General features: G+C 58.5%; 23 protein-coding genes. 15 read left to right on the top strand and 8 right to left on the bottom strand.

From position 1 onward, the window contains the following. Positions 1–24 precede the first annotated feature (24 nt). The 5 genes from ACEN8Q_RS07720 to ACEN8Q_RS07740 all read right to left on the bottom strand — a co-directional run bounded on the left by ACEN8Q_RS07720 (position 25) and on the right by ACEN8Q_RS07740 (position 9,053). The gene (locus ACEN8Q_RS07720; protein ID WP_413704897.1) at positions 25–2,898 is read right to left on the bottom strand and encodes an RHS repeat-associated core domain-containing protein; all 2,874 of its coding nucleotides are present in this window, start codon (positions 2,896–2,898) and stop codon (positions 25–27) included. A gap of 100 nt (positions 2,899–2,998) precedes the next feature. Continuing rightward, complete coding sequence (locus ACEN8Q_RS07725; protein WP_007970583.1) at positions 2,999–3,376, bottom strand: response regulator; 378 nt, start codon at positions 3,374–3,376, stop codon at positions 2,999–3,001. Further along, positions 3,373–4,635, bottom strand: a complete 1,263-nt coding sequence (locus ACEN8Q_RS07730) for an ATP-binding protein (RefSeq protein WP_413422837.1) — start codon at positions 4,633–4,635, stop codon at positions 3,373–3,375. Before ACEN8Q_RS07730 ends, ACEN8Q_RS07725 begins: the two co-directional genes overlap by 4 nt. Positions 4,636–4,728: 93 nt before the next feature. Next, positions 4,729–5,562, bottom strand: coding sequence for a CheR family methyltransferase (locus tag ACEN8Q_RS07735; RefSeq protein WP_413422839.1), 834 nt, complete (start codon positions 5,560–5,562; stop codon positions 4,729–4,731). Beyond that, positions 5,562–9,053, bottom strand: coding sequence for a response regulator (locus ACEN8Q_RS07740; protein ID WP_413704898.1), 3,492 nt, complete (start codon positions 9,051–9,053; stop codon positions 5,562–5,564). The genes ACEN8Q_RS07735 and ACEN8Q_RS07740 overlap by 1 nt, the downstream gene beginning before the upstream one ends. A gap of 256 nt (positions 9,054–9,309) precedes the next feature. On the opposite strand from ACEN8Q_RS07740, the gene ACEN8Q_RS07745 reads away from it, so the two are divergent. From ACEN8Q_RS07745 to ACEN8Q_RS07805, 13 genes are all read left to right on the top strand, one after another. After that, complete coding sequence (locus tag ACEN8Q_RS07745; RefSeq protein ID WP_413704899.1) at positions 9,310–9,672, top strand: response regulator; 363 nt, start codon at positions 9,310–9,312, stop codon at positions 9,670–9,672. A gap of 74 nt (positions 9,673–9,746) precedes the next feature. Continuing rightward, positions 9,747–11,048 carry a glycosyltransferase gene (locus tag ACEN8Q_RS07750; RefSeq protein ID WP_413704900.1) on the top strand — a complete coding sequence of 434 codons (1,302 nt, stop codon included), beginning with the start codon at positions 9,747–9,749 and terminating at the stop codon, positions 11,046–11,048. 106 nt (positions 11,049–11,154) lie between these two features. Beyond that, positions 11,155–12,033, top strand: a complete 879-nt coding sequence (locus ACEN8Q_RS07755) for a phospholipase (protein WP_413422846.1) — start codon at positions 11,155–11,157, stop codon at positions 12,031–12,033. Between the two features lie 108 nt (positions 12,034–12,141). Beyond that, positions 12,142–13,047, top strand: coding sequence for an AraC family transcriptional regulator (locus ACEN8Q_RS07760; RefSeq protein ID WP_413422847.1), 906 nt, complete (start codon positions 12,142–12,144; stop codon positions 13,045–13,047). Between the two features lie 340 nt (positions 13,048–13,387). Further along, positions 13,388–14,698, top strand: a complete 1,311-nt coding sequence (locus ACEN8Q_RS07765; RefSeq protein ID WP_413704901.1) for an ABC transporter substrate-binding protein — start codon at positions 13,388–13,390, stop codon at positions 14,696–14,698. A 172-nt stretch (positions 14,699–14,870) separates the two neighbouring features. Beyond that, complete coding sequence (locus ACEN8Q_RS07770; RefSeq protein WP_413705481.1) at positions 14,871–15,770, top strand: carbohydrate ABC transporter permease; 900 nt, start codon at positions 14,871–14,873, stop codon at positions 15,768–15,770. A gap of 8 nt (positions 15,771–15,778) precedes the next feature. Continuing rightward, positions 15,779–16,609 (top strand): carbohydrate ABC transporter permease, encoded by an 831-nt coding sequence (locus tag ACEN8Q_RS07775; protein ID WP_413422854.1) that lies wholly within the window; start codon positions 15,779–15,781, stop codon positions 16,607–16,609. After that, positions 16,606–16,740, top strand: a complete 135-nt coding sequence (locus tag ACEN8Q_RS07780) for a hypothetical protein (protein ID WP_413422856.1) — start codon at positions 16,606–16,608, stop codon at positions 16,738–16,740. Before ACEN8Q_RS07775 ends, ACEN8Q_RS07780 begins: the two co-directional genes overlap by 4 nt. Positions 16,741–16,761: 21 nt before the next feature. Then, entirely contained in the window at positions 16,762–17,865 is a 1,104-nt protein-coding gene (locus ACEN8Q_RS07785; RefSeq protein ID WP_413422857.1) for an ABC transporter ATP-binding protein, read from the top strand. 16 nt (positions 17,866–17,881) lie between these two features. Next, positions 17,882–19,354, top strand: a complete 1,473-nt coding sequence (locus ACEN8Q_RS07790; protein WP_413704902.1) for a mannitol dehydrogenase family protein — start codon at positions 17,882–17,884, stop codon at positions 19,352–19,354. Positions 19,355–19,509: 155 nt separating this feature from the next. Beyond that, positions 19,510–21,015: a xylulokinase gene (gene xylB, locus ACEN8Q_RS07795; RefSeq protein WP_413422861.1), complete on the top strand. Its 1,506-nt coding sequence runs from the start codon at positions 19,510–19,512 to the stop codon at positions 21,013–21,015. 6 nt (positions 21,016–21,021) lie between these two features. Continuing rightward, complete coding sequence (locus ACEN8Q_RS07800; protein ID WP_413422863.1) at positions 21,022–21,966, top strand: carbohydrate kinase family protein; 945 nt, start codon at positions 21,022–21,024, stop codon at positions 21,964–21,966. Between the two features lie 311 nt (positions 21,967–22,277). Continuing rightward, complete coding sequence (locus tag ACEN8Q_RS07805) at positions 22,278–22,544, top strand: DUF2790 domain-containing protein (protein WP_413422865.1); 267 nt, start codon at positions 22,278–22,280, stop codon at positions 22,542–22,544. A gap of 125 nt (positions 22,545–22,669) precedes the next feature. Here the strand turns inward: ACEN8Q_RS07805 and ACEN8Q_RS07810 are convergent, their stop codons facing one another. Continuing rightward, complete coding sequence (locus ACEN8Q_RS07810) at positions 22,670–22,936, bottom strand: DUF1652 domain-containing protein (RefSeq protein ID WP_413422867.1); 267 nt, start codon at positions 22,934–22,936, stop codon at positions 22,670–22,672. 284 nt (positions 22,937–23,220) lie between these two features. On the opposite strand from ACEN8Q_RS07810, the gene eco reads away from it, so the two are divergent. Further along, entirely contained in the window at positions 23,221–23,703 is a 483-nt protein-coding gene (eco, locus tag ACEN8Q_RS07815) for a serine protease inhibitor ecotin (protein WP_413704903.1), read from the top strand. Between the two features lie 51 nt (positions 23,704–23,754). Here the strand turns inward: eco and ilvA are convergent, their stop codons facing one another. Then, positions 23,755–24,768, bottom strand: coding sequence for a threonine ammonia-lyase, biosynthetic (gene ilvA / locus ACEN8Q_RS07820; protein ID WP_413704904.1), 1,014 nt, complete (start codon positions 24,766–24,768; stop codon positions 23,755–23,757). A gap of 252 nt (positions 24,769–25,020) precedes the next feature. On the opposite strand from ilvA, the gene ACEN8Q_RS07825 reads away from it, so the two are divergent. After that, on the top strand, positions 25,021–25,356 hold the full coding sequence (locus tag ACEN8Q_RS07825; protein ID WP_413704905.1) for a DUF2834 domain-containing protein: 336 nt from the start codon (positions 25,021–25,023) through the stop codon (positions 25,354–25,356). A 42-nt stretch (positions 25,357–25,398) separates the two neighbouring features. Here the strand turns inward: ACEN8Q_RS07825 and ACEN8Q_RS07830 are convergent, their stop codons facing one another. Then, complete coding sequence (locus tag ACEN8Q_RS07830; protein ID WP_413704906.1) at positions 25,399–26,322, bottom strand: magnesium transporter CorA family protein; 924 nt, start codon at positions 26,320–26,322, stop codon at positions 25,399–25,401. Positions 26,323–26,325 lie beyond the last annotated feature (3 nt).

Consider the following 26,325-nt stretch of genomic DNA (forward strand, 5'->3'; position numbering starts at 1 on the left):
ATGGACTTCTCAATGTTCCCGCCGTCACACCTGCATTGTCGTACCGGATACTTTTTTATGCGCCGCGATCACCTGCCCGTTTTGTTGTTCGTTGTTTAAGTAGATCCCCACAGCGCTGACCTCATTAGCGGGTTTCAACTGCCTGATCCCGGCCCGCCATGCCGACTCTGAGGTCTGCAACCCCAATACAGCGGTCAGCCCTTTGTCGACTTCGGTATTGCCCAGCTTGTAAACCGACTGCACCGCCGTTTCGTGAATCAACGATTTTCCGGCGTCGATCAACTCCCCGCCTGTCGGCACGGTCATCAATTGGTGATGCCTACTTTCCTTGAGTCGAGAGCTCACACCGCCAACAAAGCGAATCGCATCGCTCACTGCAGTTTTCATCACGATACCGGCGACAGAGTTCAGTATCGGATGAACGCCTTCAGGCGCGCTTGCGGACCACATACCCTTAGCCATATTGCCGCTCAAATTGGCAATCGTATTAACGGCCAGCGCACCTCGCGTGCTGATATCCGGAGCAATGCTGGGACCTATCCTGGAAACTACCCGCCCAACCGCCTTCGTCCCCATTGATTTGACAACCCCTTCAACCATACTGATTGGGTCGGGTGCTGTTAAACCAAGGGTGAATCCCACACCAAAGCTGAGAATTCCCACACCCGCGACGGTCAGATTTTTGCGGATAACGCTGTAATCTTCGCGTTCCAGAACATGGGCCACAGTCGAGCCACCTACATAGCCCGCCGCCATGCCTGACATTATTGCGACGGGGTAACTTGCCATTCGCCCCAGCGATGCTTTCAAGGCCTTTCTTACCAGTTGCTTTGCGCCATATCCTGCGGCCGCCTTGACAGTTCCCCGGCCAATTGCAGCGAGGGTCGCAGTGATGCGCTTCACTTTGCCAATCCGGGTTTTGGCCAATCCGAGCCAGTCGACATGCCCGAGTGGATTGCCCCCCACCATCCGATACAGGTTCAACCCATCTAGCGTTCCCGCCGGATCGGCGTTCAACCAACGCTGTCGCCACGGCATGTAATACCGAAATCCGTAGTAATACAGCCCCGTTGCGTCCCGCTCCTTTCCTGAATACCGAATCGTCTTGTAGCTGGCCTCAACCTTGTCCCTACCCGCCCACCAGGCTGTGCCGCCGTAGGGATAGTAGCTTTCCTGGCTGATGAGTCTGGCGTCTTTATCCAGTTCCAGCGTGCAGGATTCCAGATGATCGGCAAGGCAGTAACGCAACTGATGCCGGGCACCTTCCGGTGACGAGCCCCTTTCCCAGTGAAGGATCCGCACGGTGCATCTACCGCACTGGACACTGATGACATGCAGAGTCTCATCGGGACTTGTACGAATCTCCACACCCGGCAAGTAGCGGGTTTCATGGGTACGGGTCAATGTGCCGGTGTAAGCCGTACGGATTTTTCGCACACGTTGGTCATCGCCGTCATAGACATAAACTTCCATGTCAGCAGGTTCGTCCTCGCGCACCACCTGATCGACCTGACGCAAGCGGTTGCGTGTATCCCAGTGCAGTGTCTGTCCCCGTTGAAGCACCTTGAGATTGCCGCAGGCGTCATACGCAGCAGCAATTTCACTGTCCCCTGGTGATTCGATGCCATCGCCCCACGGCAGGCTTCGGTTGCTCAAGGTTGCAACAGCCGTTCGCTCGGATCGATTTGCGCTGTCAGCGTAGTGATGCAGGGTATCCAGATTGCCACTGGCGTCGTAGTTGAACGTCTGGAGATAGTTCTCCAGTTGGCCAGGGTCCGGTGGCGAAACGAATGCCGGCAAATGGGGGCCGCCCGAGGCATTGCAACGTTGTCGACCGCTGGCTTCGATGAGTTGACCGAGGGTGTCGTACTGCCAGGTACTGATCGCGGCAACGCGTTGATTGCGCGAGTAGCGGATCGACTGGGTGTTGTCAGTGATACGAATCGGGTTACCGACTGGATCATAGGCATACGTCAGACTCTGTAACGGTGGCTGACCTGCCAGTTGCGCTTGCAGCGTTGCCAGCCGCCCATCCTCGGGATCGAAAACGGCGCGAGTGACTACGCCGTTACCGGCGGTTTGCTGCACGATTTGTCCGAAAGCGTTGTATTGAATGTCACCCATCAGGGTGATTTCATCATCGGCGTCAGCCAGCTTGATGCGGGTTTCGAACAATTGACCGGCAACGGTCTGACGCTGGAGTTGTTCGTTGCCCAAAGCATCAATATGCCGTACCCACTCGCCGACACTGTTAAAACCTATTTGTGTGAGCGCCCCTTGAGGCTCGAGCAATTTATCGCGCTCGGTTTCGTTCACTGGCCAGTCAGGCAATTGAACTTGCGCCAGAAAGCAACGAGTCTGCTGCAAACATGCACCGAACAAACTGAATTCGCTGAAGTGCTGAGTACCCGCACCGTCATCGTGACGGATCAACTGACCGCAGCGATTGTGCCTGGCGGACTCTGGCGAATCGTCGCCATACACAAAACAAGCCGTGCGCTGCTCTTCACCTGTCGCCGATTCAAAAACGCCCTCCGGGCGCAAAGAGAAATCGTAGGTCATGCGCAGGTGATTAAGTTTCTGGTCCCAATTTTCCAGCCTTTGCTGGGCAGCACCGTAAATACTAACCCGCCATCCGGCGTCCAGATTCACAGAGAGCAAAGGCTGCCCGGTGAGAGTGGTGACTGTGGTTTGATTGGCGGGTGCGGACCCATCGTGATCATGAAGAGCAAAAAGCCGGGGATCGCGGCTGTGACTGGCGCGGTTGCGGATGCTGTAGATATGTTGGGTGATGCGTGCTTGAGGGGCTTGGCTGACCGAGCACCGATGATAGGCAATTTCACGTACGACGGAGCGACGCGGATCAATCACTGAAAGTGTTGGTGTATGACGGTGCATTGCGCTCGCTCCGGATCACATGACGTCCGAAACGTTTATCTGCTGATACAACACCACCGTCAACTGTCAGAAACTACAGGTACGCGCATGACCAACACGCTTACGAAAGCATGTCCTGCATCAGTTCCTGCAACTTATCCAGATCGAATGGCTTGTCCAGGATCGGCGCCTTGCGGGTGATCGGGCTGTCGGTCTCGCGGATTTCCTGGGCATAGCCGCTGATGAAGATCACCTTGAGCTCCGGTCGCAGCTTCACGGCGGGCTCGGCGATCTGCACGCCGGAGATTCCACCGGGCAGGCGGAAGTCGGTGATCATCATGTCCAGGTGCGGCTTGCTCGCCAGGATCTCAAAAGCCTGCTCGCCGTTTTCGGCCTGCAATACGCGGTAACCCTCGCCTGACAGATAAGCGGACAGCACCATCAGAATCGACGGATCGTCCTCGACGACGAGTACTACATCTTGTGCATCTTCGCTCATGGGAAGCCTTTGTTCGGTCGTTTGCTGCTGATACGACCGTGGGGTCGATCAGAGGTTGCGTTTGGCTGGCTGTTTTCCTGCAGCGGCAGACAAACGCGAAACAAGGCGCCTTCGCCAATCCTGCTCTGGACCGTAATAGTACCGCCATGGGCGGTGACAATCTGTTCTGAAATAAACAATCCCAGGCCCAGTCCGGCAACGGCGTGCCTGGCCGATATCCGTTCGAACTGCTGGAAAATCCGCTTCTGGTTTTCCTCGCCGATGCCGATCCCCTGGTCCCGCACGTCCACCAGCGCCGTGCTCCCTTCACTGTAGACCTTCACCGAGACCGGGCTCTTGGCCCCATAGCGCAAGGCGTTGGTCAACAGGTTGGAAATGACCTGTTCAATACGAAATTCATCCCAGTTTCCGATCACCGGCTGCTCGGCATCCAGCGTGACCGACGCCTCGGCGGCGTCGATTTGCCGGGAAAAATTATGCAACAGGTCGCGAATCAACGCGCAAAGGTCGAACCGTGTCGGCCGGATCGACAACTTTCCGGTGCGAATGCGCGAAACATCGAGCATGTCTTCGATCAAGCGAATGAGGCTTTTGATCTGCCGTTCGTCGCGGTCGACCATGGCGTGCATCTTGTCCAGGGTGAAGGCGGCGGCGTTGTCCCGGGCCAGGTGCATCTTGCGCAACTGGGTTTCAAGGATCAGGCCGTTGAGCGGCGTGCGCACTTCGTGGGCGACGACAGACATGAAGTCATCGCGCATGCGCACCGCCTGTTCCAGTTCCAGCCGGGTGTTTTGCAGTTGCTCGAGCAATGCCTCCTGCTCTCGGCGGCTCTGCTCCAGGGCCAACACCTGTTCCTGCATCGCCTTGCTCTGGCGATACAGGTCGACGAACACATTGACCTTGCTCTTGACCGCATGGATGTCCAGCGGTTTGTGCAGGAAGTCCACGGCACCGCTTTCATAGCCCTTGAACGCGTAGTTCCGTTCACGCCCGGCGGCGCTGACGAAAACAATCGGGATGTTCCTGGTTTTTTCCGTGCCACGCATCAGCTCGGCCAACTCGAAGCCATTCATGCCGGGCATCTGCACATCGAGGATGGCCATGGCGAATTCGTGTTGCAACAGCAGTGACAAGGCTTCGTCGGCGGACAACGCCTTGTACACGATCCGGTCCTCACACTTGATCAGCGCTTCGAGCGCCAGCAGATTCTCCGGCAGATCGTCGACGATCAGCAGTTTGGCCGGGATATTACTCAGCATGCGATTCGTTCCAGCTCGACAAGCAGACGGCCAATGCCGCGTACGAGGCACCGATCACGATCGCTTCGATAACTGTAAGGTTCGTTGCACTGCTCATGATTTTCGGTAGATCCGTTCTTGTTTGACCAGCGGCTCGAACTGATTGCCGAAGGCTGAAAAACTCGGGGTTTCCTTACTGCCCAACACCAGAAAACCGCGATGGCAGAGGGATTCATAAAACAGTCCGAATGCCCGATTCTGAAGTTTTTTATTGAAATAAATCAGTACGTTACGACATGAAATTAATTGAGTTTCTGAAAATACGCTGTCCGTCGCCAGGCTGTGATCGGCGAAGGTCACGTTCTCGCTCAGGGTCTTATCGAAAATCGCGTACCCATAGGCCGCCGTATAGTAGTCGGCAAACGAACACTGGCCACCGGCCTGCTGATAATTAGCAGTGTAGGCGCGGACATTCTCCATCGAGAAAATCCCTTGCCTGGCTTTTTCCAGGGAGCGCGGATTGATGTCGGTGGCATAGATGATCGTGCGGTCGAGCAGGCCCTCTTCGCGCAGCAGAATGGCCATCGAATACACCTCTTCACCGGTGCTGCATCCGGCGATCCAGATCTTGATCGAAGGATAGGTTCGAAGCAGCGGCACCACTTCCTTGCGGATGGCCATGAAGTGCGAAGGGTCGCGAAACATCTCGCTGACCGGAATAGTCAGCAATTGCAGCAATTGCATGAAGGCCGTCGGATCGTGCAGGACCTTTTCCTGCAGCGCCGAGATGGTACTGCACTCGAACTGACTCATCGCATGGTTGACCCGGCGCTTGATTGAAGCGCCGGAATAATCACGAAAATCGTAGCTGTACTTGAGGTAGATCGCCTCGATCAACAATCGCAATTCGATATCGCTGTTTCGCTCCACTGAAAAACTGCGCTCCACTAGATGCGTTCCATCTTCGGTAACCACACACGAATCAGCGAAAACAGTCGATCCAGGTCGATGGGCTTGGCCAGGTAATCGTTGGCGCCGGCTTGCAGGCACCGCTCCTGATCGTCCTTCATGGCCTTGGCGGTCACCGCGATGATCGGCAGCTTGCGCCAGCGCGGGTCCTTGCGGATTTCAGCCGTGGCTTCAAAACCATCCATCTGCGGCATCATCACATCCATCAACACCAGATCGATGTCCTCCACTTCATTCAATCGTTCAATCGCTTCAAGGCCGTTGCGGCCAATGACCACAACTGCGCCCTTTTGCTCCAGCGCGCTGGTGAGGGCGAAAATGTTGCGCACATCGTCGTCCACCAGCAGCACCTTGCGGCCTTCGAAGACCTTGTCGCGGCTGCGGGCGACCTTGAGCATCTGCTGCCGCTCATGGGACAACCGTGATTCGATTTTGTGCAGAAAAAGCGTCACCTCGTCCAGCAGCCGCTCCGGAGAGCGTGCGCCCTTGATGATGATCGAACGCGAATACTTGCGCAGCTCGGCCTCTTCATTGCGGGTCAGGTTGCGCCCGGTATAGACGATGACGGGCGGAAATGAGCAGATGTCTTCGGTGGACATGCGCTTGAGCAAGTCATTGCCGAGCATGTCCGGCAGTTTGAGGTCGATGATCATGCAATCGAATACGCACGTGCGCAGCAGGTCCAACGCCTCCTGTGCCAGGCCAACGGCAGTGATCTCGATGTCATCGTCGCCGATCAGGCGGGCAATGCTGTCGCGCTGCAAATCGTCGTCCTCGACCAGCAGCACGCGCTTGACCTTCTGGGTCAGCTTGGCCTCAACGCGGGCAAATACATCCTTGAGTTCCTCGCGGGTGGTCGGTTTGACCGCATAGCCAATGGCGCCCATGTGCATAGCCGCTTCGACCCGGTCTTCGACCGAAATCACATGCACCGGGATATGCCGGGTTTCGGCGTGTTCCTTCAGGCGTTGCAGCACGGTCAGGCCGGAATGATCCGGCAGGCGCATGTCCAGCAGAATCGCATCGGGGATGAACGTCCTGGCCAGGTCGTAGCCTTCGTCGGCGCCATGGGCCACCAGGCACTGATAACCCAGTTCATGGGCAAGATCGTAGAGGATGTGCGCAAAGTTCGCTTCATCTTCCACCACCAGTATGCAGCGGCTGCTGAACGGACCGTTGTTGCGATCATCGTCGAAACGCGGAATGTCGACTTCGGCTATCAGTGGCGACAACGTGGGTGGCGATACCCTCGGCGCAGCCGCCACAGGAGCGGCTCGCATCGGTTCAACAGGCACTTCACCGGGTTCTACGTATTGCTGCGGCAACACCAGGGTAAACACACTGCCCTGCCCCGGTGTACTGGCCACACTGATGGAGCCGCCGAGCAAGGCCGCCAGATCACGGGAGATCGACAAACCCAGCCCGGTGCCGCCATAACGCCGATTGGTGGTGCCATCGGCCTGGCGGAACGCTTCGAAGATGCTTTCGTGCTGGTCTGGCGCAATGCCAATCCCGGAATCACGCACGCTGAACGCGATGCCGTCGTTCAGCACGGGGGCGACGGACAGGCTGACGCTACCGCTTTGCGTGAATTTCAGCGCGTTGGACAGCAGATTCTTGAGGACTTGCTCCAGACGCTGGTGGTCGGTGAACAGCATCAGCGGCACACCCTCCTGCATATCCACCTGGAAATCCAGCCGCTTGTCCGTGGCCAATGGCTGGAACAGGTCATGCAGGCCATCCACCAGACGCACCACGCTGGTGTTCTCTGGACGGATTTCCAGTTTCCCGGCCTCGACTTTGGAAATATCCAGAATGTCGTTGATCAGGTGGAGCAAGTCATTGCCGGCGGAGTAGATCGACTCGGCGAACTTGACCTGCTCGGCGCTGAGGTTTTGCTCCGTGTTTTGGGCCAACAGCCTGGCCAGGATCAACGAGCTGTTCAGCGGAGTGCGCAGCTCGTGGGACATGTTGGCGAGGAATTCGGACTTGTACTTGCTTGAGCGCTGCAACTCGACCGCGCGTTCTTCAAGCTGGATCTGCGCCTGGTTGAGCTCGGTGTTCTTCAAGTCCATGGCATCACGCTGATCGGCCAGCACCTGCGCCTGCTCGGCGAGTTGTTCATTGGTTTGCTCAAGCTCCACCTGCTGGGTTTCCAGGTGAGCTTGCGATTCCTTGAGAATCCGCGACTGCTCTTCGAGTTCCTCGTTGGCGGTCTTGAGCTCTTCCTGCTGCACTTGCAGTTCTTCGTTGAGCTGTTGGGTTTCGGCCAGCACGTCCTGCAGACGCTGACGATAGCGCGCCGCTTCGATGGAGGTGCCGATGTTGCCGGCTATCAGTTCCAGCAGTTCGGTGTCGCGGTCACTCAGAGGGCGCAGAAAGCCCAGTTCGATCACGCCGTTGACCCGGTCATCGTCACTGGTCGGCACCACCAGCACGCTGCGCGGCAAACCTTCGCCGAGGCCGGAGCTGACCTTGAAATAATCGCCCGGCACCTCGTCGAGGCGAATCAGCCGCGCCTGTTGCACCACCTGGCCGACTATGCCTTCGTCGCTGTAGATCTGTTGTCCAAGGGTTTCCTGTTCACGGGAGAAACCATAGGAGGCAATGCGTTTGAGGCCTCCATGATCTTCCCGGACATAAATCGCCCCCACGGCGGTGCCCAGGTACTGCGCGCAAAATTGCAGGATGTTGCGTCCCAGCAGGTTAAGGCTCAATTGCCCCAGCACCTGCTCCGCGAGCTCGGTCTGGCCGTTGCGCAGCCAGGCCTGCTGCTCCAGGTGATGGGCGCTGGCTTGTTGGGCAGCGAGATTGACGCTGTAACTTTGCGAGAGATTGAGCAGATCGCGGCGCCCGACATACGCCAGCAAGCCGCTGACGCCGGCAATGAACAACAGATAGAGGCTGATGCTCCAGACTGTGCTCTGCCGCACCTCTTCATTGCGAGCGGTGCGCAAATGCTGTTCGGTGTCGATCACTTCCTCGAACTGCTTGCGAATTTCATCGGTCAGGCGCTTGCCGCGTCCGGCCTTGACCACGGCGCGATAGTCACCGCTGCTGCGCTGCAAATCGATCATCGATTGCGCATAGTTGGCCCACTCCAGCTGCAATGCCTGCAACCGCAGCAGGCGGTCGGTTTGCACTGGATTATCCGCGGTCAGCTCAAGCAAAGTGTCGAGGGCCACGGCAATTCGCGGCTTGGCGGTTTCGTAGGGATCGAGGAAATGTTCATCGCCACTTAGCAGGAAACCGCGCATTCCGGTTTCCAGGTCCACGGTCAGCTTGACCGCTTCATTGGCGTTATTGATCACCCGGTCGGTGTGTTCCACCCACTTGATCGTCGACAGCAGATAGGTGATCAGCGAAACGAAGAACACCGCGCTGATGAGGCCCAGCCCCAATGGCAGGCTGATGTTGCGGCTCAGGAGTTTATGAAATCGTTGTTCATCAACCGAGGACGCTGAGGGCATGGGGCAGGCCTTGTCGAACTGTCAGATTGCAAGGAGTTTGCCCCATATCTGGCACATTGATCCAATTTTCTGACGTGTTTTAGCGCAAGGTCCTACATTCCGCTGCTCCCGTTCAGGTACACGGGTTATCCTTGCGCGACCTGCAGTGCAATTCTTTTTCACGACGCCGGGAACTTGTCGGGATCCGCTACTTACTGATGCAAGAGGCCAGCGATTTCACTCGCCAGAAAACCCGTCATTTTCAGGAAAGCCATATATGTCCTCCGCCAACGCGTCCATTATCCTCGTCGTCGAAGACGATGCCATTGTGCGCATGCTGATCGTCGACGTACTGGAGGAACTGGAATTCAACGTGCTGCAAGCCGATGGCAGCGAACAGGCGCTGGAGCGGCTCAGGGACTCGAACCAGCATATTGATCTGATGATGACCGATGTGGGCTTGCCGAACATGGACGGTCGCGAACTGGCCAATGAAGCACGGGCTTTGCGTCCGGCCTTGCGGATCCTGTTTGCCAGCGGGTATGCCGAAAACATCGAAGTGCCTCAAGGCATGCACGCGATCGGCAAACCGTTCTCCATCGATCAGTTGCGCGATAAAGTCAAAAGCATTCTGGAGTGACCCTGCAATCCGCTGTGGTTTAATGCGCGCCTTTTTCGTCCCTGCCCTGTCTCCGCTCCAAGGAATTCCCGTACATGAATCAGCCCCGCGCAACCAGAGTCCTGGTCATTGGTTACGTCTGGCCCGAGCCCCGCTCTTCCGCGGCCAGCGGGCACGTCATGCAAATACTCGAGGTGTTCCTGCAACAAGGCTGGGACATCACGTTCAGCAGCCCGGCCAGCTATGGCGAGCAACGCGCGGACCTGACGGCGCTGGGAATTCGCGAAGTACCTATCGAGCTGAACAACAGCAGTTTCGACGCTTTCATCAGCGAACTGGCGCCGGACATCGTGTTGTTCGATCAATTCATGATGGAGGAGCAGTTCGGCTGGCGGGTCGAGAAGCATTGTCCCGATGCCTTGCGCGTGCTCGAAAGTTGCGACCTGCAGAGCCTCAGGCACGGCCGGCATCAACGCCTCAAGGAGCGCTTGAAGGCCAGCGAGGACAACAATGACTTCAGCGGCCTGTTCACCCCGGCGTCGCGTGAAGAATTCGAACACATGGCCAATACCGATCTGGCCAAGCGCGAAATCGCCTCATTTTATCGCTGTGATTTGACGCTGATGGTTTCCGAGGTGGAAATCGAATTGCTGGTCGAGCAGTTCAGGATCCCGCGTAACCTGTTGCATTGGTGCCCATTGATGGTCGATCTGCCGACCGGCGCGCCGGGAGAGTACGAAGATCGCGCGCATTTTCTGCACATCGGCAATTTTCGCCATGCGCCCAACTGGGATGCCGTGCTCTGGCTGAAAACCGCGATCTGGCCGCTGATTCGCGCGCAACTGCCTGATGCACAGTTGCACATCTATGGCGCGTATACCCCGCCCAAGGCCACCGCCCTGCACAACGCGGCACAGGGCTTTCATGTGATGAACTGGGCGGAAGATGCCTTGCACGTGATGTCGAAGACGCGGGTGTGCCTGGCACCGCTGCGCTTCGGTGCAGGTATCAAAGGCAAGATCGTCGATGCGATGCTCTGCGGCACGCCCAATGTCACCACGCCGGTCGGCGCGGAAGCCATGCACGGCGAAGAGCCCTGGCCCGGTGCCGTAACCCGTACGGCACGCGAGTTCGCTGAGAGTGCCGTGCAACTTTATCAAGACAAGACTCAGTGGCTGGCTGCCCAGGCGCAGGCCCGGCACTTGTTGGCCAGCCGCTACCCGCAGTCCATCCATGGTCCTGCGTTGATCGAAAGGCTGGTCGAATGCCAAAGGAATCTGCCACATATCAGGCGCGATAACTTCACCGGCAGCATGTTGCGCCATCATCAGCACAAAAGTACCCAGTATATGGCGCAATGGATCGAGGCGAAAAACCGAAACCAACATTCCGAATAAAGTTGATTATTGACCGCGTACATCCAATGACAAAATAATTGATCACCGTCAACTAACACTGCTTTGGCGCAACTTGTTATTCATCAATCAATGCAAGGATGCATTAATGAACAATACAACCGAAGACAATTACGCACTCAATAACTGGATGAGCGCTACGCCGGCAATCGATAACCTGTCGCTTGGCGAGCTTACACTACCCGGCACGCACAATGCCGGGTGCGACTTGCAAGCGACCTATTCATTGATCCCCGGCGCACACTGGCTGGCTTGCCAGCACGATTCGTTCGCCGCTCAACTCAACAATGGTTCGCGCGTACTCGATTTACGACTGGACTTTGACGAGCCGGCCATGGAGTTTGAAAAATTCCGTTTCCAGCACAATGGCTTTCGCTCATCTCGTAACGTGCTAGGTTTATTTGCGGCTGTGAATCTGTTTTTGCGCGCCAACCCTGACGAGTTTGTGATTCTGGATTTCCATGAACTCAAGGACGGACAACAATCGTTCGACTACGCACTCTTCAACGAGATGATGCTCCGTTATCTTGGCCAGAGAATAATCCCTGCCGACAATAGAGGCCTGCCACTTGGCGTGCTTAAGAAAATCAGCGGCGAGCAACGAGTTCTGGTAACTGCCGAACAACATCCGGAGTTGGATCCCGCCTGGTTCTGCAAGAAAATCGAACACAAATGGAGCGGGATTGGCGACACAAATGTCCAGGAACTGGAGCAGCACATCACGAACGTATTGAAGGCTCCACCTCCGCGCACCACCTTGTGGTCACTGTCCGCCACAAGCTACTCGAAGCTGGGAGGCCCCGTCGATATCCATGATGAACTGGACACCTGGTTTGATCCCGTCACCCACTCCAGAAGCGAAAGGTGCAACATTATCAATGTCGATTTCATGGAAGAATCGAAACTGGTTTCCTGTTGCCGAAGCGCAAGCTTGATAAATGCCAGAAGAGCCAGAAAAGCCGGATAGTCCCGAAAGCCGAGAAGGCTCCCGTCAGGTTGCGCGACATCGACAACTGGCATTAGCCTCCCCACAAGAGGCATGATCAGGGCGCGATAACAAGAAAAGTGTATCGACATGCCCCGTATTGCCAGAATCACCGACCCTTCCTATGAATTGATGGACGACCACAACGGCTTGTCCATCATTTACCGCCAGCACGGTTTTCCCTGCCCGCTGGTGCGCTGGCATTTCCACAAGGAATACGAACTGCACCTTATCGTCGCCAGTTCCGGCAAGGTGTTCATCGGTGACTACATCGGCAACTTCTACCCGCATACCCTGTTCCTGACCGGCCCCAATCTGCCCCACAACTGGATCAGCCAGGTGGCCGAGGACGAAGTGGTGCCCAAGCGCGACATGCTGGTCAATTTCACCGACGAGTTGTTCGATAGCGGTTATCAGGTATTCGCCGAACTCAAGACCCTGGCGCCGTTGCTGGAACGCGCGCAGTACGGCATCGAGTTTCGCTGCAAGCACACCATCGGCAAAGCGACCGAGCTGATGCAGCGCATCGCCGATACCAGCGGCATCACCCGGCTCGGGCACTTTTTCATTCTGCTGGAGTTGCTCGCGGCCACCGACGACTACCAATTGCTCTCTGGCGCCACGACCCCGCAACTGGCCGACGAGCACAACATCGATCGCACCAACCGCGCAGTGGATTACATCTTCGCCCATTACGCCCGGGAACTGCCGCTGGAAGAAGTTGCCGAGCACCTGGACATGAAGCCCACCTATTTCAGCCGCGTATTCAAGCAGGCCACCGGGCGCAATTTCATCGAGTTCGTCAATCGCCTGCGCATCAGCAAGGCCTGCGAGTTGCTGGCCGACGGCGACAAACCGGTCACTGACGTGTGCTTCGAATCGGGCTTCAACAATATTTCCAACTTCAACCGGCGCTTCCAGCAACTAAAGGGCATGACGCCTTCACACTACCGGCGGTTGGTGGTGCAGCGGTTGACCGAGCAAAACCTCGGTTAAACGCGACCCGATGTGGGAGCGGGCTTGCTCGCGAAAGCGCAGTGTCAGGTTGAGAAATATCGCCTGGCACTACGCTTTCGCGAGCAAGCCCGCTCCTACAAGAGGTCGTAGCCAAGCCTGAAACCTGTACGTATTCGATATCGTTTCCTCGCTGAAAAGCCCTTCCCAGCGTCTAGCGCCCTAAAGCCCAGTGCAAAAAAGTATCGAAACAAGTGCGATGGATGATTTGTTTCGCCCTCCATTGAAGGATGTAATCAGTGCACATTCTTCCTGCCTTCGGAAGACACAAAAACAATAACTGTCCTTCTGTACCCCGCCGGGCGCAGAAAAGGAGTGCACGATGCAACCTTCGGTAAAAACCCTGCTTGCCCTCACCTGCATGACCCTCAGCAGCGTCAGCCTTGGCGCCCAGACCCTGACCATTGCCACCGTCAACAACAGCGACATGATCCGCATGCAAAAGCTCTCGAAAACCTTCGAGGCCGAGCACCCGGACATCAAGCTCAACTGGGTGGTCCTCGAAGAAAACGTCCTGCGCCAGCGCCTCACCACCGACATCGCCACCCAGGGCGGACAGTTCGACGTGCTGACCATCGGCATGTACGAAGCCGCACTCTGGGGCGCCAAGGGCTGGCTGGAGCCGATGAAGGATCTGCCGGCCGGTTATGCCCTCGACGACGTGTTCCCGTCGGTGCGCGAGGGCCTGTCGGTGAAGGGTTGGCTGTATGCCCTGCCGTTCTACGCCGAAAGCTCGATCACCTATTACCGTACCGACCTGTTCAAGGACGCCGGCCTGAACATGCCCGAGCGCCCGACCTGGGAACAGATCAGCGAATTCGCCAGCAAACTCACCCACAAAGACAAAGAACAGTACGGCATCTGCCTGCGCGGCAAGGCTGGCTGGGGCGAGAACATGGCGTTGGTCACCACCGTTGCCAACGCTTATGGCGCGCGCTGGTTCGATGAACAGTGGCAACCGGAATTCAGCGGGCCCGAGTGGAAAAATGCGCTGAACTTCTACGTCGACACCATGAAAAAATCCGGTCCGCCGGGTGCCTCGAGCAATGGTTTCAATGAAAACCTGGCGTTGTTCAACAGCGGCAAATGCGCGATCTGGGTCGATGCCAGCGTCGCCGGCTCGTTCGTCACCGACAAGACCCAGAGCAAGGTCGCCGATCACGTCGGTTTCACCTTCGCGCCGCATCAAGTCACTGACAAGGGCTCGGCCTGGTTGTACTCCTGGGCGCTAGCCATTCCGACCAGTTCCAAAGCCAAGGACGCAGCGAAAACCTTCAGTGCCTGGGCCACTTCCAGGGAATACAGCGCGCTGGTCGCGGAAAAGGACGGCATCGCCAACGTGCCGCCGGGCACCCGGGCCTCCACCTACAGCGAGACGTACATGAACGCAGCGCCGTTCGCCAGGGTCACGCTGGAGTCGCTCAAAGCCGCGGACCCGGGCAAGCCGGGGGCCAGGCCGGTGCCTTACATCGGTATTCAGTTGGTGACCATTCCCGAGTTCCAGGGCATTGGCACGCAGGTTGGCAAATCCTTCTCTGCGGCGCTGATCGGCCAGACCACGGTCGACCAGGCCTTGGCGGCGGCCCAGCAAACCACTGAACGCGAAATGAAGCGCGCGGGTTATCCCAAGTAACCCCGTACCCAATGTAGGAGCGGGCTTGCTCGCGAAGAGGCCAGTACATCCGACACAATTTTTGCGATTGGAATGCCGCCTTCGCGAGCAAGCCCGCTCCCACAATTGATCTTCATATGCCTGTAATCAACCGGTTCTGATCACCATGAATACATCAACTGCCAAAGCTCACATGGACATTGTCCAACCCCAGCGCAAAAGCCGCGTGGCCAACCCCGGCTGGTTTCTGGTCAGCCCTTCGGTGGCGTTGTTGCTGCTGTGGATGATTGTCCCGCTGGGCATGACCGTCTACTTTTCGATGATTCGCTACAACTTGCTCAATCCCGGCGAGAACGAGTTCGTCGGGCTGGAAAACTTCACCTACTTCCTCACCGATTCGGGCTTCCTGCCCGGCGCCAGCAACACCCTGTTGCTGGTGGGCAGCGTGCTGCTGATCAGTGTGGTGCTGGGCGTGCTGATCAGTGCCTTGCTCGAGGCCAGTGAGTTTTTCGGTCGCGGTATCGTGCGGGTGATGCTGATCTCGCCGTTTTTCATCATGCCCACCGTCGGCGCGCTGATCTGGAAAAACCTGATATTCCATCCGGTGTCGGGGATTCTTGCCTACGTCTGGAAGCTGTTTGGCGCGCAACCGGTGGACTGGCTGGCGCACTACCCGCTGCTGTCGATCATCGTCATTGTCTCGTGGCAATGGCTGCCCTTCGCGATCCTGATCCTGATGACCGCCATGCAGTCCCTCGACCAGGAACAGAAGGAAGCCGCGCGCCTGGACGGTGCCGGGCCCATCGCGATCTTCTGGCACTTGACCCTGCCGCACCTGGCGCGGCCGATTGCGGTGGTGGTGATGATCGAAACCATCTTCCTGCTCTCGGTGTTCGCCGAAATCTTCACCACCACCAACGGCGGCCCCGGCTACGCCTCGACCAACCTCGCCTACCTGATCTACAACCAGGCGCTGGTGCAGTTTGACGTCGGCATGGCTTCGGCGGGCGGTTTGATCGCCGTGGTCATCGCCAACATCGCCGCGATCATTCTGGTGCGGATGATCGGCAAAAACCTGACCGACAAAGCCTGAGGCCTGCCATGACTCTTCAACAATCCCGTCGCTTGCAAAGCCTGTTGCTCGGTACGTTGGCCTGGGCCATTGCGATCCTGATTTTCTTCCCGATCTTCTGGATGGTGCTGACCAGTTTCAAGACCGAAATCGATGCCTTCGCCACGCCGCCGCAGTTCATTTTCATGCCGACGCTGGAGAACTACCTGCACATCAACGAGCGCAGTGACTACTTCAGTTTTGCCTGGAACTCGGTGGTGATTTCCTTCAGCGCCACGGCCCTGTGCCTGCTGATCGCAGTGCCCGCGGCCTACTCCATGGCGTTCTACGAAACCCAACGCACCAAAGGCACGCTGCTGTGGATGCTCTCGACCAAAATGCTGCCGCCGGTGGGCGTGCTGATGCCGATCTACCTGCTGGCCAAGAGTTTCGGCCTGCTCGATACGCGCATTGCCCTGATCGTCATCTACACGCTGATCAACCTGCCGATCGTGGTCTGGATGATTTACACCTACTTCAAGGACATTCCCAGGGACATCCTCGAAGCCGCAAGGCTGGACGGCGCGACGCTGGCGCAGGAAATGCTCCGGGTGCTGCTGCCAATCGCCAAGGGCGGCCTGGCGTCCACGGTGCTGCTGTCGCTGATCCTGTGCTGGAACGAGGCGTTCTGGTCGCTGAACCTGACCTCGTCGAAAGCCGCGCCACTGACCGCGTTGATCGCCTCGTATTCGAGCCCCGAAGGGTTGTTCTGGGCCAAGTTGTCGGCGGTCTCGACCCTGGCCTGTGCGCCGATCCTGATCTTCGGCTGGATCAGCCAGAAACAGCTGGTGCGCGGCCTGTCGTTCGGCGCAGTGAAATGAAGATCGACTCGATTGCTGTAGGAGCGAGCTCGCTCGCGATGGACGTGAACGATGACGTGTACCACCTGGATGAACGCGCCGCCCGCAAGTTCATCGCGAGCAAGCTCGCTCCTACAGGTTCAACCGAATAACGAAAATGGAGGCCCATCACCATGGCCAACCTGAGAATCAAGAATCTGCAAAAAGGCTTCGAAGGCTTTTCCATCATCAAGGGCATCGACCTGGAAGTGAATGACAAGGAATTCGTGGTTTTCGTCGGTCCTTCGGGCTGCGGCAAATCCACCCTGCTGCGTTTGATCGCGGGGCTGGAGGAAGTCAGCGGCGGCACCATCGAACTCGATGGCCGCGACATCACTGAAGTGAGCCCGGCCAAGCGCGATCTGGCGATGGTGTTCCAGACCTACGCCTTGTACCCGCACATGAGCGTGCGCAAGAACATGTCGTTCGCCCTCGACCTGGCGGGTGTAGCAAAAACCGAAGTGGAGAAAAAGGTCAGCGAAGCGGCGCGCATCCTTGAGCTGGGGCCGATGCTGGAGCGCAAACCCAAGCAACTCTCCGGCGGCCAGCGCCAGCGTGTGGCGATTGGCCGGGCCATCGTGCGCAATCCGAAAATCTTCCTGTTCGACGAACCGCTGTCCAACCTCGATGCCGCCCTGCGCGTGCAGATGCGCCTGGAGCTGGCGCGACTGCACAAGGAGCTGCAGGCGACCATGATCTACGTGACCCACGATCAGGTCGAGGCCATGACCCTGGCGGACAAGGTCGTCGTGTTGAATGGCGGCAGGGTCGAACAGGTCGGCTCGCCACTGGAGCTGTATCACCAGCCGGCCAACCTGTTTGTCGCGGGGTTTCTGGGCACGCCGAAAATGGGCTTTCTCAAAGGCAAGGTCACCCGCACCGATAGCCAGGGCTGCGAAGTGCAACTGGACGCCGGAACCCGCATCAGCCTGCCATTGAACGGCGGCCGTCTGAGCGTCGGCGGTGCAGTGACGCTGGGTATCCGCCCGGAGCATCTGGAACTGGCCAAACCGGGTGACTGCACCTTGCAGGTCACCGCCGATGTCAGCGAACGCCTGGGCAGCGACACGTTCTGCCACGTCCTGACTTCGTCCGGTGAACCCCTGACCCTGCGTGTTCGCGGCGATCTGGCCAGCCGCTACGGTGAAACCCTGAGCCTGCACCTGGATGCGCAACACTGCCATTTGTTCGATGCCGACGGCGTGGCGTTGACCCGCCCGTTGCGCATTGCTGCCTGACTTCAGAGAGCACGCGATGAAACTCAACAAACACAACCTCAACCGCCTCGCGCCCGAAGTGGTCCTGCCCGCCTACGTGTTGGGCGACACCCGCCAAGGCATCGCGCACATCGGCGTCGGCGGTTTCCATCGCGCCCACCAGGCGTTTTACACCGATGCGCTGATGAACACCGGAGACGGTCTGGACTGGGCCATTTGTGGCATCGGCTTGCGCGCCGAGGACCGCCGCGCCCGTGATGAACTCAAGGATCAGGACTGCCTGTTCACCCTGTTCGAACTCGGCGATGGCGACGACACCGAAGTCCGGGTAATCGGGGCCGTCCGCGACATGCTGCTGGCTGAAGACGACGCCCAGGCGTTGATCGACAAACTGGCCAGCCCCGAGATCCGCATTGTCTCGTTGACCATCACCGAAGGCGGTTACTGCATCGACGACAGCACCGGTGAGTTCATGGCGCACTTGCCGCCAATCCAGCATGACCTGGCGCACCCGGACACCCCGAAAACCGTGTTCGGCTTCCTCTGTGCCGCGCTGGCCAAGCGCCGCGCCTCCGGCACAGCGGCCTTCACCCTGATGTCCTGCGATAACCTGCCGCACAACGGCGCTGTCACCCGCAAGGCCTTGCTGGCATTCGCCGCGTTGCGCGATGCCGGTCTGCGGGACTGGATCGAGCGCAACGTGAGCTTTCCCAACGCCATGGTCGACCGCATCACACCGATGACCAGCACCGAACACCGCCTGCAACTGGCCGACAAACATGGGGTGGACGATGCCTGGCCGGTGGTCTGCGAACCCTTTGTGCAATGGGTGCTGGAAGACAAATTCGTCAACGGTCGCCCGGCCTGGGAAAAGGTTGGCGTGCAGTTCACCGACGACGTTACGCCCTACGAAGAAATGAAGATCAAGCTGCTCAACGGTAGTCATCTGGCGCTGACGTACCTTGGATTCCTGAAGGGTTACCGTTTCGTCCACGAAACCATGAACGACCCGCTGTTCGTGCGTTACATCCGCGCCTACATGGACCTGGACGTGACGCCACAACTGTCGGCGGTGCCGGGAATTGACCTGACCGAGTACAAAAACACCCTGGTGGCGCGTTTCTCCAATCAGGCGATTGCCGATCAACTGGAGCGCGTTTGCTCGGACGGTTCGTCAAAGTTTCCTAAATTCACCGTACCCACCATCAACCGCCTGATCGCCGATGGCCGCGAGACCAGGCGTGCGGCCTTGGTGGTGGCGGCGTGGGCACTGTACCTCAAGGGCGTGGATGAGCATGGCGAGACTTACTCGATCCCGGACCCACGGGCGGCATTCTGCCAGGTGCTGGTGGCCGATGATGTGCTGATCACCCAGCGCTTGCTGGCGGTCGAGGAGATTTTTGGTACGGCTATTTCGCGTTCGCCGGAGTTTGTCGCGGCGTTCGAGTGGTGCTGTAACAGTTTGCGCGAAGTGGGTGTGACAAGAACTCTGGAGCGGGTCTTGGCGTAGTGTCGGTGGTGTGGCTACTGCCGTCTTCGCGAGCAAGCCCGCTCCCACAGGGTTTGGTGTTCCTTGTGGGAGCGGGCTTGCTCGCGAAGGCGGCCAGACAGGCACCGGTGATACTGAATCCAGACTTGTATCAAGCTGACGACCAAGGATCCTCCATGACAACCCGACAACTCTTCCTCGGCATCGACTGCGGCACCCAGGGCACCAAAGCCATCATCCTCGACGCGGCCACTGGTGAAGTGCTCGGCCAGGGAGCTGCCAGCCACAGCCTGATCAGCGCTGCCAATGGTCGCCGCGAACAGGACACCCAGCAGTGGCTGGAAGCCTTCGCCAGCGCCACCCGCCGCGCCTTGCTCGCGGCCAGCGTCGATGGCCAGTCGATCCTCGGCATTGGTGTGTCCGGCCAGCAACATGGCCTGGTGCTGCTCGACGAGCATGGCAAGGTGCTGCGGCCGGCCAAACTCTGGTGCGACACTGAAACCACCCCGGAGAATGACCGCCTGCTGGCCCACCTGGGTGGCGAAAAGGCTTCGCTGGAACGCCTCGGCGTGGTCATCGCGCCAGGCTACACCCTGTCCAAGCTGTTATGGACCAAAGAGCAGCACCCCGAGATTTTTCCCCGCATCGCCCGCATTTTGCTGCCCCACGACTACCTCAACCATTGGCTCACCGGCCGCAGTTGCAGCGAATACGGTGATGCCTCGGGCACCGGGTATTTCAATGTGCGTACGCGCCAGTGGGATGTGCACTTGTTGCGTGACATCGACCCGAGCGGACGCCTGCAAGCCGCCCTGCCGGAGCTGATCGATGCCCACCAGGCGGTCGGCACGATTCTGCCGGGCATTGCCGAACACCTGGGTATCAACCCACGGGCACTGGTGTCCAGTGGCGGCGGCGACAACATGATGGGCGCCATCGGCACCGGCAATATCCAGCCCGGTGCAATCACCATGAGCCTCGGGTCGTCAGGCACGGTGTACGCCTATGCCGATCAGCCGATCGTCGCCCCAGATGCTGCGGTTGCCACGTTCTGTTCTTCAAGCGGTGGCTGGCTGCCTTTGATCTGCACCATGAACCTGACCAATGCCACCGGACTGATTCGTGACCTGCTGGACCTGGACATCGACCAGTTCAATACGCTCGTTGCCAAGGCCCCCATCGGTGCCGAAGGTGTGAGCATGCTGCCGTTCTTCAACGGCGAGCGGGTGCCCGCCCTGCCCCATGCCAGCGCCAGCCTGTCGGGCTTGACCATGACCAACCTGACCCGGGCCAACCTGTGCCGCGCGGTGGTCGAAGGCACGACGTTCGGATTGCGATACGGACTGGACCTGCTACGCCACAATGGCTTACAAAGCCGCAGCATTTGCCTGATCGGCGGCGGCTCGAAAAGTGCGGTCTGGCGGCAAATCATCGCCGACACCATGAATACACCGGTGATCAGCACCGAACAAAGCGAAGCCGCGGCCCTCGGTGCAGCGATTCAGGCGGCCTGGTGCGTAGCCCGGGCGAACGGACGCGAAGACAGCCTGGCGGACTTGTGCGAACGCTGCGTGAAACTCGACCCGGCCAGTGAAACCCTGCCGGTCGCCGACAATGTGCAAGCCTGTCAGCAGGCTTATGAACGCTATCGACAGCATGTCGCAACCCAATTTGAAGAGTGAACAACTATGTACCTGGTGTGTGGCGAAGCGCTGTTCGATTTTTTCAGTGAAAACGACGCCAGCGGTATGGCTTCCAAAGTGAGTTTCAAAGCCATTGCCGGCGGCTCGCCGTTCAACGTGGCAGTGGGATTGCGCCGGTTGGGCGTGGACGCGGCGCTGTTTGCCGGGTTGTCCACCGACTACCTGGGCCGGCGCTTGCTTCAAGTGTTGCAGGATGAAGGCGTGCGCCAGGAATTCCTGCTCGACTTTGCCGCGCCGACCACCCTGGCGATGGTCGCGGTCGGGGCCAATGGCTCGCCGCAGTACAGCTTCCGTGGCGAAGGCTGCGCGGATCGGCAATTGCAACCGGAGCACCTGCCGGCACTCGGGCCTGAAGTGCGCGGCTTGCATATCGGCTCGTTTTCCCTGGTGGTGCAGCCGATCGCCGACACACTATTGGCATTGGTGCGCCGGGAAAGCGGCAAGCGCCTGATCAGCCTCGACCCGAACGTGCGTCTGAATCCGGAGCCGGACATCGAACTATGGCGCACGCGGATCGCGACGCTGGTAGAACTGGCTGACCTGATCAAGGTCAGTGACGAGGACCTGCATCTGTTGTATCCCGGCCAGGACCCGGCGCAGGTGATCGAAGGTTGGTTGCAGCACCGCTGTCAGCTGGTATTCCTGACCCGGGGCGGCGAAGGCGCGACCGTGTTCAGCCGGGCCCATGGTTCGTGGTCGGTTCCCGCCTGTTCGGTAAAGATCGCCGACACCGTGGGCGCGGGCGATACCTTTCAGGCGGCGCTGATTACCTGGCTGACCGAACAGCAGCTGGATTCGGTGGAGGGTGTGAAGCAACTTGGCCGCGAGCAGATCGACCGCATGCTGAGGTTCGCCGTACAGGCGGCCGCGTTGACGTGCAGCAAGACCGGGCCGGATTTGCCTTATCGGCAGCAGTTGGAGATGAGCTGACACTGATGCCCTCATCGCGAGCAAGCTCGCTCCCACAGGGTTGCGGGTCGTTCACAACATTTGTGTCGACGCTCGGGCATTGTGGGAGCGAGCTTGCTCGCGATGACTTTCTATCAGGCGCCCGATGGTCTTAACTAATACACAGGATCGCGCAATCGCGGCAGGCGGCGTTCAACCGGGTTAACCCTCGCTTAACCGTGCGGTCCAACACTTCACTGGACCGCACGCCCTCAGACTGTTCTGACGCCCAGTGCGGCAGGTTCGACAAGCCACACATCGAACTGACATTCCGTTCGCACCGGAGATCGCTGATGAACACTCGCACCCTGCTGGTTACCACCGCCCTTGCCTGCACGGCGTTTGCCGGCCTGGCTCAGGCCAATGACACCACGACCTCTCAAGCCGTGCCCTATCACTACGGCATGCCATTGCATGTCAGCAAAGTGATTTCACTGACCGAGCCCGACACCCTGGAGTGCAAAGTGGTGAAGGCCGAAATGAAGTACATCGATGACACGGGAAAACCGGCAGAAATCACCTACCGTAAACTTTCCGACGCCTGCGAGAACCAAGGCTGACCGAAACGTCCGTTGGGGATTGGCCATGCCGGGCCGGGCATTTTACTGGCCGTCGAGCTTGAACTGGCGCTGGGCCTGGGGTTCTTCCAGACCCGGCGTGTATCGGTGGAACTCGAAACCGCAGGTTAAAGCGCCTTGCCCAGCATGGAGTGCGGCTCGACCTCCATGTGGTGCTGTCTGGACCGCAGTTGGGCAATCAACTCGTTTATTTCCCGACAACCATTGAGCCCGGAGGCATCGATGCCGGTGACCAATAGATCCAGGTGATCGGTTTGCCCGTCGGCATAGACCTTGACGGTCATCGATAGATCCGGTGACAGCGTGCACTGGCAGCGCTTGGGTAGAAAACTGCTTTCGATGATGTTTCGAAGTTCCAGGGCAGAAAGAAACATGGCGACTCTCTCCTTTGTGAGACTGCCAATAACGATCAATGCTCGCTCCTATGAGATCCCGGCAAGCTTCGAGGACAGGTACAGCATAAAACATACCGTGGATTTCGCTGTGCAGCTCATCGGCAATTCAAGGGTTTAGACCAATCACCGGTAAAGCCTGCCGTGCAGTTTGCAATAGTTGCCGCTGGCGCCCCTGCAATTTGCACACTGGCCCCCCCCCCGGATTTGCATTCACTGCACACGACAGTGAGAATGCCGCCCTTCACTTCAAGCAAGGAGGCATCATGAGTTCTTTGACCGTTAACGCTTGCACAGCGCTATTCGCACTGGGGCTTGCTGGCGTGGCGCACGCCGCCAAACTCGAAGAGACCGCGCCCTATCCGAAGGCCGAGAGCGGGTTTACCCGCCAGGTGATTCACCTCGCGCCACAGCCCCGGGAAAACGACTTTCAGGTCGAGATCCTGGCCGGCAAAACAATGACCGTAGACTGCAACCACCCGCGTCTGGGCGGCATCCTCGAGGAGAAAAACCTCGAAGGTTGGGGCTACCCGTTCTATCGCCTGGAAAAAATCATTGGCCCGATGAGCACGCTGATGGCCTGCCCGGACGGCACGAGCAAACAGGATTTCGTACCGGTGGTCGGTGATGGCTTCCTGCTGCGCTACAACAGCAAGCTGCCGCTCGTGCTGTACGTACCCAAGGACATCGAAGTGCGCTACCGAATCTGGTCGGCGTCGGACAAGGTCGAGAAAGCCATTCAGGAATGACCTGGCCATCGGGCGGACCCTCGCGGCGTCCGCTGGCGGCCTGCGCAAGCGTCATGCGGGTGCGCCGCTCAACGCGGCGCGCTCTGCCACATGCCCCAGGCTGTCGAAATTGATGTTGGCACCCGAGTCGATGGCGACCAGGGTCTGACCACGAGCGCCGCTCCGTGCCACGTACTTCTTGATTCCGGCCACCGCCAGCGCGCCGGAAGGTTCGGTGATCGAGCGGGTATCGTCGTAGATATTCTTGATCGCAGCGCAAAGCTCATCGTTGCTGACCGTCACTACGTCATCGACGCAAAAGCGGCAGACCTCGAAGCCGTAGGCGCCGATCTGCGCCACCGCCACCCCGTCGGCGAAGGTGCCGACGCTGGGCAGGATCACTCGCTCACCGGCCAGCAACGCGGCTTGCAGACACGCGGAATGCTCCGACTCGACGCCGATGATGCGAATTTCCGGCCGCAAGTATTTGATGTAGGCGGCGATCCCCGCGATCAGCCCTCCGCCACCCACCGGCACGAAGATCGCATCCAGCGGACCTTGATGCTGGCGCAGGATTTCCATCGCCACCGTGCCTTGGCCCGCGATCACCTGCGGATCGTCGAAGGGTGAAACAAAGGTGCGACCGGTTTCCCTGGCCAGATCCAGTGCATAGGCCAGTGCAAACGGAAAGCTTTCCCCGTGCAATAGCGCATCAGCGCCACGACTGCGCACCCCGATGACCTTCAGTTGCGGCGTCGTGCAGGGCATGACGATGGAGGCATTGATCCCCAGTTCCCGAGCGGCCAGGGCCACACCCTGCGCATGATTGCCGGCAGAAGCCGTGACCACGCCGCGAGCCTTTTGCGCTTCGCTCAGTTGCACCAGCTTGTTGTAGGCGCCGCGGATCTTGAAGGAGAAGGTTGGTTGCAAGTCTTCGCGCTTGAGCAGGACCTGGTTGTCCAAGGCTTCAGACAAGGCCGACGCCGGTTGCAACGGCGTGCGCACCGCCAGCTCATACACCGGCGCGGCAAGGATTTTTTTGACGTAGCGTTCAAGCAGGGCTTGCTGATCGGTTGTAAAACTCATCGTCGTCTCCTGACGTTGATCGGGGCCCGGGAGACAGAAAGTAAAAACCCGCCTCTGGGGCGGGTTGGGTGCTGCAGTCGTGAGCTAGCCCGCCAGATGAGGAATGGCGGTAATAATGCTTGGCTGGCAGCGCAATACGGAGGAAGTCATGGCTCGAAATTAGCCGGGCATTGATGGCAAGTCAATGGCAAGTTTGCGCTGCGCGCTATAGGCTGCTGACTCTATCAAATTCATTGTCCAAGGAAGGAAACCATGAAGGCTATCGCCCTGCCCTTTATCGCCCTGATCGCCTTTGCCGGCTATACCGTTTCGGTGATGCTCCAGGCCGAGCAATCGCTGATCGATTTCGGCATCAGCCTGATGTCCAGCCCGGATACCGCACAGGTGGTGATCGATCTTTACTTGCTGGCGGTACTGGCGAGCATCTGGATATACCGGGATGCACGAAAGCGCGGGCAGTCGGCGCTTTCAGTGGTGCCTTATCTATTGATCACCGCTGTTTTTGTGTCGATTGGGCCATTGTTGTATCTGGTTGTGCGCGGGTTTCAGGATCGAAAGGCATTAGTTGCCACGACTCGACAGATCTGACTCGGCCCCAGTGGGGGCCATGGCGGTCAACTTGCACCGCCATCATTTCGCCAAGCGCTTGAGCCCCACCACCATCGCCGCCGCCCCGATCATCATCGCCGACAGCAGCAACGGGTGCGAAACCCACCAAGGCGTTCCCGCCGTCATCATGCTGAACTCGGACATGCCGCCAATGCTCGCCAGCAGATTCAATGGCAGAAACACCACGTTGATCAACGTCAGCTTGCGCAGCAGGTTGTTCATGCTGTTGTTCATCAGGTTGCCCCGGGCGTCGATGAGTCCGGAGAACACCGTTGAATAGATTTCCGCCTGCTTGTAACACTGGTTGTTTTCGATGATCAGGTCATCTATCAGGCCGATGGCCTCAGCGCTGAAACACTGTTTTTGCGCATGATTGCGCAGTCGGGTCAGGACGGCGCCATTGCTGTGAATCGCGTTGATGTAATAGATCAGGCTTTCGCTGAGGTTGAACATCTGGATCAGATGCTGGTTCTGCATCGAGGCGTTGAATTTCTGCTGCAATTCCCGGGCGATCAGCTTGATGACCTTCAAGTGCCCCAGGTAATGATGAATGTTGTTGAACAGCAGATCGAGCAAGACATCCAGTGGCGTATTGAGCGCCTGACGCTTGCCGAGCCCGTTGAGCGGGGCGTCATCGGTGGCGATCACCAGCAACCGGCCCGGAGAAAACAGCAGACCACAAGAGGACACCTGGAACCCCAGGCTGTCGGCGCCTGAGTAACTGTCCGGACGCTTCCAGATCAGGAACAGGTTGTCTGGGTGGAACTCGATGCGCGACACCTCATCAGGGTCCAGCGCCGAGGCCAACGCGTGTTCATCGAGTTTGAAGTGACTGTGCAGCAAGTCGCGCTCGGCTGCATCGGGGTTGCTGAACAGCATGACATCGGCGTCCAGGCGTTCAACGGCGTGCAGTGCGCCGTGAGCCAAATCGAAACTCTTGATCATTGC

This window comes from Pseudomonas sp. Pseusp16, assembly GCF_047324915.1.
Lineage (GTDB): Bacteria > Pseudomonadota > Gammaproteobacteria > Pseudomonadales > Pseudomonadaceae > Aquipseudomonas > Aquipseudomonas fluorescens_CD.

Bases quoted from the DNA above. Each gene is read 5' to 3' on its own strand.
- ACEN8Q_RS07780 (WP_413422856.1), top strand. From the start codon at position 16,606: ATGAAGATCGACTCGATTGCTGTAGGAGCGAGCTCGCTCGCGATGGAC.
- ACEN8Q_RS07830 (WP_413704906.1), bottom strand. From the start codon at position 26,322: ATGATCAAGAGTTTCGATTTGGCTCACGGCGCACTGCACGCCGTTGAA.
- ACEN8Q_RS07770 (WP_413705481.1), top strand. From the start codon at position 14,871: ATGGACATTGTCCAACCCCAGCGCAAAAGCCGCGTGGCCAACCCCGGC.
- ACEN8Q_RS07740 (WP_413704898.1), bottom strand. From the start codon at position 9,053: ATGCCCTCAGCGTCCTCGGTTGATGAACAACGATTTCATAAACTCCTG.
- ACEN8Q_RS07720 (WP_413704897.1), bottom strand. From the start codon at position 2,898: ATGCACCGTCATACACCAACACTTTCAGTGATTGATCCGCGTCGCTCC.
- ACEN8Q_RS07725 (WP_007970583.1), bottom strand. From the start codon at position 3,376: ATGAGCGAAGATGCACAAGATGTAGTACTCGTCGTCGAGGACGATCCG.
- ACEN8Q_RS07775 (WP_413422854.1), top strand. From the start codon at position 15,779: ATGACTCTTCAACAATCCCGTCGCTTGCAAAGCCTGTTGCTCGGTACG.
- eco (WP_413704903.1), top strand. From the start codon at position 23,221: ATGAGTTCTTTGACCGTTAACGCTTGCACAGCGCTATTCGCACTGGGG.
- xylB (WP_413422861.1), top strand. From the start codon at position 19,510: ATGACAACCCGACAACTCTTCCTCGGCATCGACTGCGGCACCCAGGGC.
- ACEN8Q_RS07790 (WP_413704902.1), top strand. From the start codon at position 17,882: ATGAAACTCAACAAACACAACCTCAACCGCCTCGCGCCCGAAGTGGTC.
- ACEN8Q_RS07800 (WP_413422863.1), top strand. From the start codon at position 21,022: ATGTACCTGGTGTGTGGCGAAGCGCTGTTCGATTTTTTCAGTGAAAAC.
- ACEN8Q_RS07810 (WP_413422867.1), bottom strand. From the start codon at position 22,936: ATGTTTCTTTCTGCCCTGGAACTTCGAAACATCATCGAAAGCAGTTTT.
- ACEN8Q_RS07825 (WP_413704905.1), top strand. From the start codon at position 25,021: ATGAAGGCTATCGCCCTGCCCTTTATCGCCCTGATCGCCTTTGCCGGC.
- ilvA (WP_413704904.1), bottom strand. From the start codon at position 24,768: ATGAGTTTTACAACCGATCAGCAAGCCCTGCTTGAACGCTACGTCAAA.
- ACEN8Q_RS07745 (WP_413704899.1), top strand. From the start codon at position 9,310: ATGTCCTCCGCCAACGCGTCCATTATCCTCGTCGTCGAAGACGATGCC.
- ACEN8Q_RS07750 (WP_413704900.1), top strand. From the start codon at position 9,747: ATGAATCAGCCCCGCGCAACCAGAGTCCTGGTCATTGGTTACGTCTGG.
- ACEN8Q_RS07805 (WP_413422865.1), top strand. From the start codon at position 22,278: ATGAACACTCGCACCCTGCTGGTTACCACCGCCCTTGCCTGCACGGCG.
- ACEN8Q_RS07765 (WP_413704901.1), top strand. From the start codon at position 13,388: ATGCAACCTTCGGTAAAAACCCTGCTTGCCCTCACCTGCATGACCCTC.
- ACEN8Q_RS07760 (WP_413422847.1), top strand. From the start codon at position 12,142: ATGCCCCGTATTGCCAGAATCACCGACCCTTCCTATGAATTGATGGAC.
- ACEN8Q_RS07730 (WP_413422837.1), bottom strand. From the start codon at position 4,635: ATGCTGAGTAATATCCCGGCCAAACTGCTGATCGTCGACGATCTGCCG.
- ACEN8Q_RS07785 (WP_413422857.1), top strand. From the start codon at position 16,762: ATGGCCAACCTGAGAATCAAGAATCTGCAAAAAGGCTTCGAAGGCTTT.
- ACEN8Q_RS07755 (WP_413422846.1), top strand. From the start codon at position 11,155: ATGAACAATACAACCGAAGACAATTACGCACTCAATAACTGGATGAGC.